The sequence below is a fragment of the uncultured Candidatus Puniceispirillum sp. genome (genome assembly GCF_963979125.1).
Classification (GTDB): Bacteria; Pseudomonadota; Alphaproteobacteria; order Puniceispirillales; family Puniceispirillaceae; genus Puniceispirillum.
Genome location: NZ_CAXBVX010000006.1, coordinates 37,194 through 47,591 on the forward strand (window position 1 = coordinate 37,194; position 10,398 = coordinate 47,591).

Below are 10,398 nucleotides of genomic sequence, written 5' to 3' on the forward strand. Positions count from 1 at the left end.
TTGCCGCTAACATGTCATCACTCGACTAGTCGTCTTTCTGAAATATCAAGCTGAGGCCAAGTGATACAAGTATCACGCTGACACTTCTATCCAGGTATGTTTTTGCTTGTAAATATATTTTACGAGCGGCAGTGGAACTCATTATATAGGCGAGGGCTGCGTAGAATATGACCTCAACAGCGAAATGATTTGTAATTACCAGTGCTATCTCTTTGGTGGTCATGTCAGGTGGAAAAATCACAACCAGAATAGCAGCAGCAAATAGAACTGATTTCGGATTTGATAGATTGATTAGAACCCCATGACGAAAGGCGTTGATATGTGCTTTGGACATGTCTTTGATAGGCATTGAAGCGTTTTTCCACGTTACCCACGCGATGAAGAACAGATACAAAGCACCCCATATTTTCGCCACGGTATATCCCCAAGGTACTAAAAAGAAAATACTTTCCAGCCCCAGTAACGCCAGTAATGTCCACATGGATGCCGCAAGTCCAAGCCCCATCCCAAGCGCAATACCAGTAAACATATTTGTGTTCAATGCGGTGCGAACGGCAACAAGAAAAGCTGGCCCAGGACTGGCCAACGCAGCTAAAAGAGTAATATTAAAGGCAATAAGATGTGTGATTGTCATCTTTAACCACTCTCCAGTTTTTTGGCATCCTGCCAGAAAGACTCCATTTCATCCAAAGATACATCATTTATATTTTTATTAGTATTTTCAACTTTTTGTTCGATATATCTAAACCGACGCTCAAACTTTTGGTTGCATCCCATCAAAGCCGTCTCGGGATCAATGCCTGCTTTGCGTGCTAAATTTACTGCAACAAATAGAATATCGCCAATCTCATCTTTGATCGCGTCTATATCGGGTGCTTCGGCGGCCAACTCTGCTTTTAATTCAGCGGTTTCTTCATCCATTTTGGCGAATACATCATTGATATGTTCCCAGTCATAACCGACACGGGCGGCGCGCTTTTGCAGTTTGAGCGCACGCAACATAGGTGGAAGCCCGACAGCTACATCGTCAAGCACGCCTATTTTTCCTTTTTGGGCGCGCTCCTCAGCCTTGATATCCTCCCAGTTAATTTTCTGTCCGTCGGCGTCTAGAGGTTGTTGTGAAGAGGCATCAGAATGTGCGTCATCAGCAAAGACATGCGGGTGACGGTTAATCATTTTGTTGCTGACACCGCGGGCAACATCAGCAACATTAAAACTGCCTTCTTCTTCGGCTATGCGGGCGTGAAAAACAACTTGCAGTAATAAATCGCCCAATTCGTCGCGAATATCCTCACGCGTGCCGTTATGAATTGCATCTGCTACTTCATAGGCTTCTTCGATTGTATAAGGTGCGATAGTTTCGAAAGTCTGTTTCACATCCCAAGGACAACCGTTTTGAGGATTGCGCAGACGTGCCATGATTTCGACGAGATGATCAAATTCGGTACTTGCTTTAGACATGATGGCATCGTAACAGTCGTTATCAGTCAGACCAAGCTGAATAACCTATTGTCAGAAATTTATAATATTTCTATGTCTAGCTATTACTTTTATGTAATACGATGATGCACAAATAGGTAGATGTTTATTAAGTATATTACTGTGTGAGCAAGCGTTGTAACTGTTTATATGGATCATGTAGGAGATTAAAATGGGACGCATTAGATCATGGTTTTTCACCGGGCTGGTTGTTACAGCGCCGGTTTTGTTAACAATTTACATAACTTGGTCGGCGATTGAGATCATTGATGGCCAAGTGGCTAATTTACTGCCGCATTTTGCTGAGACTGCTTATAGTGAAATTCCGGGCATTGGATTACTGATTGGTTTCGCGCTAATCACAATCATTGGTGCGCTTGCCGCTGGATTTATAGGGCGTTGGCTTATTAATTTTGGTGAGTCATTGCTGAATCGTATGCCGGTTGTGCGTTCAATCTATGGGGCGATAAAGCAAATTCTGGAAACCGTGGTGTCAGCACAATCAGATGCCTTTCGCGAAGTTGTGCTGGTTGAATATCCGCGCAAGGGGTTATGGGTCATTGGTTTTGTCACGGGCAATACAAAGGGTGAGGTCGATAGGCTGATTGACCATGATATGGTTAATGTCTTTATCCCGACAACGCCTAACCCAACATCTGGATTTTTGTTGTTTTGCCCGAAAAAGGAAATTGAATTCCTTGAAATGGAAGTCGAAGAAGCGGTCAAGATGGTCGTGTCTGGTGGTATTGTGACGCCGCCTGATCGCAGTGGTGGCAAGAAAATCTCCAAAAAAGCTGCACCCAAAAAAGCACGCGTGACGAAAACTGCGTCAACAAAGGCAGTTGCGAAGAAGAAAACAGTCACCAAAAAGGCATCTGCTCAAAAGGTGGCTAGCAAAAAACGTTAAAAACTAGCCAAAAACACTGTGTTTAATAATGGCTAGGTTTTGCCTTGGGTTTAGTCTTTTGGTTTTAGCCCGCAGCAAGATAGCGCACAGCGCTATCGCGTTCAAACAGGCTTAGTAACATATCGCTGTGAGCAAAAGCTGTGCTATCCGGGGCCATTCGCCGTGCTTCGGCGCGGGCAAGGGAAAGCAGGTCGCCATGCGCGCCTAGATCCGCAAGAATGAATTCGGGCACACCAGATTGGCGTTGCCCCAGAAATTCCCCAGGACCGCGCAATTTTAAATCCTCTTCAGCAATGACGAACCCATCTTCTGTGTCGCGCATGACCGTTAGTCTTGTTCGGGACGTGTCGCTGATAGGGGAGGCATAGAGCAAAATACAGCTTGATTTGTCAGTACCCCGTCCAACACGGCCACGTAACTGGTGTAATTGGGCAAGGCCAAAACGTTCGGCATGCTCAATAATCATTATACTAGCTTCGGGAACATCAACACCGACTTCGACAACAGTTGTCGCGACCAAAAGCTGGGCGTTTCCATCACGAAATGCCTGCATGGATTTGTCACGTTCAGGAGCTTTCATTTTACCATGTGCAAGCGCGACCTGATGTGTGGGTAAAGCGCGAACGAGACTGGCAAAGCGTTCTTCGGCGGCGGCGATGTCAAGCTTGTCAGATTCTTCGACAAGTGGGCATATCCAATAAGCGCGTTTGCCAGCATCAAGGGCGCGCTGGATACCGTCAATGACCTGACCAAGTCGGTCATTTGGCACAACCCGCGTGTCAATTGGCAGTCGGCCAGCTGGCTTTTCATCAAGCCTAGATTGTTCAAGATCACCATAGGCGGTCATGGCCAGGCTACGTGGTATCGGGGTGGCTGTCATGACAAGCACATCTACACCATGCCCCTTTTGCCCCAGAATAAGGCGCTGGCGAACACCAAAGCGATGCTGTTCATCAACAACAGCAAGACCAAGATCGGCAAAAGCAACATTTTCGGACAAAAGCGCATGTGTACCAACAACAATATCAATTGTGCCATCAGCAAGGCCAGTAAGCGTATCTTTGCGTCCGGTTCCGGCTCGCCCCTGTCCCAGCAATAGGCTAGCGCTTTTGCCAATGGGCTCAAGCATCTTGTTCAGGCTTTGATGATGCTGGCGTGCCAACACTTCGGTAGGTACCAGCAAGGCCGCTTGTGCACCACTTTCAACGACATGCAACATTGCCGCCAACGCAACGAGTGTTTTACCAGAGCCAACATCGCCTTGTAGCATCCGTAACATGCGTTTATCGGTTTCCTGATCAGATTTGATTTCGGTAATCGCATTAATCTGGGCATTGGTCATGCTAAAGGGCAAGCTATCGATAAGTGCCGTGGATAGCTTACCTGTTCCCGTGAATATACGTCCCGGCACCGTATCAGCAGCTTGTTGACGAACCATGGTGAGTGCGATTTGATTGGCCAACAACTCGTCAAATGCCAGTCGTGAACGGGCTGGGCTGGTTGGTAGAAGATCAGCCTCGCTTTGCGGTGCATGAACACTGCGCATGGCGGTGACAAAATCGGGCCAGTTCTGACTGGCCATGATTGAAGATGGGATCCATTCAGGCAGAGCCGGCAAGGTTGCCAGTGCCGCAGTTATGGCACGGCGTAGAACTTTGGGTGTCAGGCCAGCAGTGAGGGGATAGACAGGCTCAATCTCGGGCATACTTGCCACATCATCTGGTTTTACCACGTAATCAGGGTGTGCCATTTGTACACGGTTATTGAAAATTTCGGTGCGCCCGCTGATAATACGACGCTCGCCAACTGGTAAAAGCCGCTGGACGTAATCATCACGCGCATGAAAAAAAACCAGTTCTATTGATCCGCTGTCATTCTGGCAAAAAACGCGCCATGGCCGACGAACGCCACGTGGGGGCTTGTCATGCTTGACGACGACAATATCAAAGGTGGCTATTGCGCCATCAATAACAGCGTCAAGAGGTGGTTTCTGGCGACGGTCGATAACGCCAATAGGCAGATGCCGCAAGACATCGATCACATAGCTACCGATCCGCTTTTCCAGAATTGAGGCAAGTTTGGCGCCAACGCCTGGCAAAGACGTGGTTGCTGCGAAAAGCTGAAACAGTTCTTGTGGTCGCTTTGGATGCACCATTATTTTCCTTGCTAGTCCGGAACGTTTTCTTTGTCCGGTGACATTAGCTTAGCGCATTCGTCGCCTTGTTTCAAAAGATATGCCATCCATATATACATCTATAAATGTGGGCCTGACGCCATCTCGAAAAACTGTGCAAGGCTTTGCAGTGCATGCGTGTTTCATGCTATGGCATGTGCGTGTACTAAATGATTCCGTCCGGAACAAGTGAGTGAGTTTAAGATGTCATCAGAAATGCTTTCCAATCGCGCTCGTCGTCTGATTTATCAGGCCAGCTATACTGGTATGAAAGAGACAGATCTGTTGCTGGGGCATTTTGCCAAGGCGTATTTGCCAGATTTAAACGATGATGAACTTGATGATTTTGAAGCTTTGCTTGATGTCGGGGATCCAATTATCTACGCATGGGTGATGGGAAAGGAACCTGTCCCACCACAATATGATACGCGCGTTTTCCAGCTTATTAAAAAGTTTAAAAAAGCATAGTAAGTAAATGAATTTTCTAAATAAGATAGATTTAGATAGCTCTTTATGGGGCTGTCCTGACGGTGCGCATATGTTGGCAGTGGCCACGCTTGCCGAAGCCAATGGCCGCATTTTATATGTGGCACGTGATGATGCAAGACTGGCTTTGATGCGCGATGCCTTGGTTCGTTTGGCACCATCATTAAATATTTTGGTGTTTCCGGCGTGGGATTGTCTTCCCTATGACCGGTTATCCCCCCAAGGCGCGCTGGTAGGGCAACGGATTGAAGCTTTGGCAAGGTTGGCGTCTTCACAGGCAGAATTAACCGAAAATACCATTGTGCTGACAACGGTAAATGCCTTTCTTCAAAGGGTGCCACCGCAAAGCTATTTTGCAGAAAGTTCGCTTCACATAACTGTTGGACAAACAATTGAGCCTTCGGTGCTGGCGACGTTTCTGGTCAATAATGCGTATCTCCGGACTGACACGGTGCGGGAAACAGGCGAGTTTGCCGTTCGTGGTGGTATTGTTGATGTGTTTCCACCAGGCCATTCTAATCCCATTCGCCTTGATTTCTTTGGTGATGAGATTGAGACAATGCGAAGCTTTGATGCGTCGAGCCAGCGTAGCATTGATAAAGTAGAAAGTTTGACTTTACATCCTGTGGCTGAATTTCGACTGGACAGTCAAACTGTTGAGCGGTTTCGTACCAGCTATCTGGCTCAATTTGGTGCCACGGCAAGCCGCGATGCATTGTATGAGTCAGTCTCGGCAGAACGCATGCATCCGGGTATCGAACATTGGTTGCCTTTGTTCCATCCGGAAATGTCTCGGCTGACCGATTATTGCCCAGACTGGCCGATCATTCTTGATCATGAAGCACAAGCAGCAAGCGCGGCACGTTTTGAGCAGATTGCAGATTTTTATGAGGCGCGTGCTGATAATGGCGATGACGGAAGCAGTCCCTATCGGCCGCTTGATAATAAGGCTCTTTATCTGGGTGCGGATGAATTGGAACGTCTTTCAGCAGAACAGCGTGTATGTAGTTTGCAACGCTTTGCTGCGCCTGATGGCGGCGGCAAGCATGTGGATGCTGGTGGGCGTCCAGGGTTAACCTTCCCCTCAGCACTGGCCAGCGGCCAGAGCGCAGTGGTAGAGGCCGTAGAAGCCATGCGTGCTGAGCAGGCTGGTCAGCGACGTCCGATTGTTATAGCTGCGGCCAGTGAAGGCGCGGCTGTCCGTCTAGATGAATTGATTAGCGAGCAGATGGGGGCAGGGTGCGTTGCACGAATTAACAGGTTAGACAGTGCAAAGGTAGGTGGTATTCATATTATCATCTGGTCTCTTGATGCTGGTTTTCAAAGTGACAATATTCTGGTTATCGCTGAGGCAGATATATTTGGCCAACGTTTGTCACGGCCACAATCAAAGCGTGGCAAGGGGGATGACTTCTTGCGTGAGGTCAGTGCGCTTGAAACAGGTGATCTGGTTGTGCATGCCGAACATGGCATAGGCCGCTATGACGGCTTAGTTACCATCAATAGTGCTGGCGGCGATCATGATTGCCTGCATCTTGTTTATAATGGTGGAGATAAGCTTTATCTTCCGGTTGAGAATATTGAATTACTTTCACGTTATGGCAGTGGGGGCGGTGACTCACAGCTAGACAAGCTTGGTGGTGTTGCATGGCAGGCGCGCGTTGCACGTATCAAGGGACGCGTGCGAATTATGGCAGAGCAGTTGATTAAGATTGCAGCGCAACGTCATACTGCTAATGCGGAACCACTGGTTGCGACTGACGGGCTATTTGCCGAATTTTGTGACCGTTTTAGCTTTGTCGAAACGGATGACCAGCTTAATGCCATTCAAGATGTGGTTGATGATCTTGCATCAGGCAAGGCGAGTGATCGGCTGATCTGTGGTGATGTTGGTTTTGGTAAAACAGAAGTTGCATTACGGGCGGCATTTATTGTGGCAATGGCAGGGTATCAAGTTGCGTTGGTGGCACCAACAACCTTGTTGGCGCGTCAGCATGGTAAACAATTTGCCGAACGATTTGCCGGATTCCCGCTTAAGCTTGGCGTGTTATCACGCATGACGTCCCCAAGTGATGCCAAGCAGATTAAAGAGGATCTTGCGTCTGGCGATGTGCAGGTTGTTATCGGTACACATGCTTTGCTGGCTAAATCATTGTCATTCAACAATCTTGGATTGCTGATTGTTGATGAAGAACAGCATTTTGGTGTTGGCCAGAAAGAGCGTCTCAAGGAAATGCGAGGTGACATTCATGTGCTGACTTTATCAGCAACGCCTATCCCGCGTACCTTGCAGATGGCACTTTCTGGCGTTCGTGAAATGTCGTTAATCGCAACACCGCCAGTCGATAGGTTGGCTGTGCGAACCTTTGTCGGACCATGGGACGGTGTTGTTCTGCGTGAGGCGATTCTTCGTGAAACATTCCGAGGCGGTCAAATATTTGTCGTATGTCCGCGAATTGATGATCTGCAACGGGTTTATGACCGCGTTCGCAAACTAGTGCCTGATGCGCGCATTTTGTCGGCGCATGGCCGAATGCCAGCGGCTGAGTTAGATGATGTGATGACAAAATTCGCTGATGGTGAAGCTGATATTCTGCTATCGACCAATATCGTTGAGTCTGGCATCGACATTCCATCGGCAAATACAATGATTATTCATCGTGCTGATATGTTTGGTCTTTCACAGCTTTACCAGCTACGTGGACGCGTTGGGCGAGGGCGGCAACGTGCCTATGCTTATTTGACTTCGGATCCAAACCGTATTCTGACGCCACAAGCGCGGCGTCGGCTGGAAGTTATGCAGACACTTGATACCCTAGGTGCCGGATTTACGCTGGCATCTTATGATATGGATATTCGCGGTGCAGGCAATCTGCTAGGTGACGAGCAATCAGGGCATGTGCGCGAAGTCGGTGTGGAATTATATCAGGAAATGTTGCGCCAAGCGGTCGATGCGGCCAAAGCAGGTGATGACCAAGAGGGTGAAAATACGGTGATCGAATGGACGCCGCAGATTAACCTTGGTCTGGAAGTGCGAATACCCGAGGCCTATGTGCCTGATTTGACTGTGCGATTATCGCTATATAGGCGAATTGCCGGACTGAACGATATGTCAGATATTGATGCGATTCTGGCGGAACTTGTCGATCGGTTTGGCGCCATGCCAGATTCTGTACGTAATCTATTTGCAGTGATCGAACTCAAACAATTATGTAAATTGTCGAATGTCGAAAAAATTGATGCAGGGCCAAAAGGGCTTTCTATTGGATTTCGGGATAACATATTTGCCAATCCTGAACAGCTTGTTGGCTGGATCGCAGCCCAGCAGGGAAGAGTGCAGCTTCGCGGGAATCATAAATTGATTATCAAACAGACCTTGCCGCAAGCTTCTGGACGTGCACCAGTATGCAAAGGGATTGTGCAGGAGTTGGTTGCCCTTCTATAAATGATTAACAAGCATCATTAGCTGGCGGTTGCGTCAATGGCAGGCAGTAAGTGATCGGCTTCATGTGCGCCAGCAATGGCATATGCGCCGCCAAAAATAAAATAAGGAACGCCATCCATATTTAGCCGACGAGCCTTTGAAAGATCATTTTCAAGCTGTTGGTCATAGCTAACGTCATGCCGTGTTTTAATCAGGTCGGTCATCCCTGTATCAATGGCGATTCGATCTAGAACATCACTATCGCCAATATCCAGCCCCTCAATGAAATAGGCAGAATATAGTCTTTCACTGAGAGCTTGGCTATTTGACCCAGCTGCCAGCAGTAATTTATGCGCATTTCGGCTGTTGGGGGTTTTGCTAATGACATCAAAATTAAAATTGATGCCTGTATCAAGTCCAGCTTCGGCGATGCGACCATAGACCGCCTGCGCTGAGTCCCCAAATTTGGCATGTAAATAGGCCTGACGGTTCATACCGTCGGTAGGCATGTTTGGATTAAGTAAAAAACAACGCCAAATATAGTGTGGGGTAATATGAGGTCGTCTTGCAAAGGCAGCATCAAGGCGACGTTTGCCAATAAAACACCAAGGACAGACAATGTCTGCGTATATTTCCACATCAACATGGACGGTCTTGTTGGACATGGTGGACATGTTGGTCATTTCAGTCATTGATAATGCCTCAAAGGTTGCCCTCAATTATATAAGTGCACGTGGAAATCCAGCTAGGGAGATGGTAAGGTGCGTCTGTCTTTTGCGGCAAGGTAAAATTTTTGCAATGCGAATGAGGTGATAATGGACAAAAATGAAATGCCCGCATTAGATCATGCTGGAATCAAGCGTGATCGAGATCGTTTGTTGAACTGTAAGAGTCTGATTGTAACAACCTCTCTGGCGGATAAGATACCTGAAATTGGCACAGCACCTTTTATCAGGCATTATAATTATTTATATATATATTCTAGTCATTTATCAAAACATACTCGTGTATTGCTTGAAACAAAAAAAGCGCAGTTCATGTTATGTCAAGACGAGTCTGACGCCCAAAATATATGGGCAAGGCACCGATTGAAATTTACGGCGCATATTGTTGAAATTGCGCGCGATGATGCCAGTTTTCCTTTGCTTTGCGATAAGTTTGAAGCTGCTTTTGGTTCGACTATGGGCTTGATCCGTGACTTTGCCGATTTTCATATGCTAAGACTTGAGCCATTTTCGGGTGTTCTTGTGTTAGGGTTTGCCAAAGCCTTTGAAGTGCAAGGGGCAAATTTTGAAATTGTTTCGCACTTGCGCAGTGCATAATTGGAATAGAGCAAAGGAAATGATGATGCCTATTCTTTGGAGTTTTAGGCGTTGCCCCTATGCTATGCGTGCACGGTTGGCCATCGTTTCTAGCCAACAACAAGTCGAGCTTCGTGAAATTCTGTTACGTGATAAGCCAGATGTGTTTATTTCGGTCTCACCAAAGGCGACAGTGCCTGTTTTGCAATGTGATGATGGCAAGGTCCTGGAAGAAAGCCGTGAGATCATGTTTTGGGCATTAGGGCGTAATGATCCTGATGGCTGGTTGAATGTCTGGCATGAAAACCCTGCTTATGTTTTACAATTTTTTGATCGGCTGGATGGCTCGTTCAAGACCGATCTTGACCGCTACAAATATGCCAGCCGTTATGACGTTGATGCGGCCCTGACGCATCGTGATGCGGGCATTGTGTTTATTACCGAGCTTGATAAGATTTTGTCTAGGCAACCTGCTTTGTCGGGTGCCAAAATGGGATTGCTTGATTTTGCAAGTCTGCCCTTTTTGAGGCAATTTCGTATTGCTGATATTGAATGGTTTGATGCGCAGGCATGGCCAGATTTACATCGGTGGTTACAGGCTTTTTTAGGATCATCGCGCTTTGACAGG

At 47.3% G+C, this 10,398-nt stretch carries 9 protein-coding genes; 5 read left to right on the top strand and 4 right to left on the bottom strand.

Annotated features, from left to right (window positions below):
* Positions 1–25: 25 nt before the first annotated feature.
* The gene (locus ABNT28_RS01660; RefSeq protein ID WP_348720908.1) at positions 26–634 is read right to left on the bottom strand and encodes a LysE family transporter; all 609 of its coding nucleotides are present in this window, start codon (positions 632–634) and stop codon (positions 26–28) included.
* Between the two features lie 2 nt (positions 635–636).
* Positions 637–1,461, bottom strand: a complete 825-nt coding sequence (gene mazG, locus ABNT28_RS01665) for a nucleoside triphosphate pyrophosphohydrolase (RefSeq protein WP_332924794.1) — start codon at positions 1,459–1,461, stop codon at positions 637–639.
* Positions 1,462–1,651: 190 nt separating this feature from the next.
* Between mazG and ABNT28_RS01670 the strand changes: the two genes are divergently transcribed.
* A complete protein-coding gene (locus ABNT28_RS01670; protein WP_332924793.1) occupies positions 1,652–2,386 on the top strand; it encodes a DUF502 domain-containing protein in 735 nt (244 codons plus the stop codon).
* Positions 2,387–2,450: 64 nt separating this feature from the next.
* Here ABNT28_RS01670 and recG read toward each other — a convergent pair whose 3' ends face one another.
* Entirely contained in the window at positions 2,451–4,541 is a 2,091-nt protein-coding gene (gene recG / locus ABNT28_RS01675) for an ATP-dependent DNA helicase RecG (RefSeq protein ID WP_348720909.1), read from the bottom strand.
* A 222-nt stretch (positions 4,542–4,763) separates the two neighbouring features.
* Between recG and ABNT28_RS01680 the strand changes: the two genes are divergently transcribed.
* Together ABNT28_RS01680 and mfd are read left to right on the top strand one after the other, a co-directional pair.
* A complete protein-coding gene (locus tag ABNT28_RS01680) occupies positions 4,764–5,027 on the top strand; it encodes a succinate dehydrogenase assembly factor 2 (protein ID WP_332924791.1) in 264 nt (87 codons plus the stop codon).
* Positions 5,028–5,034: 7 nt separating this feature from the next.
* Positions 5,035–8,490: a transcription-repair coupling factor gene (gene mfd, locus ABNT28_RS01685; RefSeq protein ID WP_348720910.1), complete on the top strand. Its 3,456-nt coding sequence runs from the start codon at positions 5,035–5,037 to the stop codon at positions 8,488–8,490.
* Between the two features lie 17 nt (positions 8,491–8,507).
* Here the strand turns inward: mfd and ABNT28_RS01690 are convergent, their stop codons facing one another.
* Positions 8,508–9,161 (bottom strand): DsbA family oxidoreductase, encoded by a 654-nt coding sequence (locus ABNT28_RS01690; RefSeq protein WP_332924789.1) that lies wholly within the window; start codon positions 9,159–9,161, stop codon positions 8,508–8,510.
* Positions 9,162–9,284: 123 nt separating this feature from the next.
* Between ABNT28_RS01690 and ABNT28_RS01695 the strand changes: the two genes are divergently transcribed.
* Both ABNT28_RS01695 and ABNT28_RS01700 read left to right on the top strand, forming a co-directional pair.
* A complete protein-coding gene (locus tag ABNT28_RS01695) occupies positions 9,285–9,791 on the top strand; it encodes a HugZ family protein (RefSeq protein ID WP_332924788.1) in 507 nt (168 codons plus the stop codon).
* 25 nt (positions 9,792–9,816) lie between these two features.
* Positions 9,817–10,398 (top strand): glutathione S-transferase N-terminal domain-containing protein (locus ABNT28_RS01700; RefSeq protein WP_348720911.1); only part of this gene is annotated, 582 nt, incomplete at its 3' end.

What these genes read in the sequence shown, in the direction of transcription:
- ABNT28_RS01670 (WP_332924793.1), top strand. Translation starts at nt 1,652, where the DNA reads ATGGGACGCATTAGATCATGGTTTTTCACCGGGCTGGTTGTTACAGCG.
- ABNT28_RS01660 (WP_348720908.1), bottom strand. Translation starts at nt 634, where the DNA reads ATGACAATCACACATCTTATTGCCTTTAATATTACTCTTTTAGCTGCG.
- mazG (WP_332924794.1), bottom strand. Translation starts at nt 1,461, where the DNA reads ATGTCTAAAGCAAGTACCGAATTTGATCATCTCGTCGAAATCATGGCA.
- ABNT28_RS01680 (WP_332924791.1), top strand. Translation starts at nt 4,764, where the DNA reads ATGTCATCAGAAATGCTTTCCAATCGCGCTCGTCGTCTGATTTATCAG.
- ABNT28_RS01695 (WP_332924788.1), top strand. Translation starts at nt 9,285, where the DNA reads ATGGACAAAAATGAAATGCCCGCATTAGATCATGCTGGAATCAAGCGT.
- ABNT28_RS01690 (WP_332924789.1), bottom strand. Translation starts at nt 9,161, where the DNA reads ATGACTGAAATGACCAACATGTCCACCATGTCCAACAAGACCGTCCAT.
- recG (WP_348720909.1), bottom strand. Translation starts at nt 4,541, where the DNA reads ATGGTGCATCCAAAGCGACCACAAGAACTGTTTCAGCTTTTCGCAGCA.
- mfd (WP_348720910.1), top strand. Translation starts at nt 5,035, where the DNA reads ATGAATTTTCTAAATAAGATAGATTTAGATAGCTCTTTATGGGGCTGT.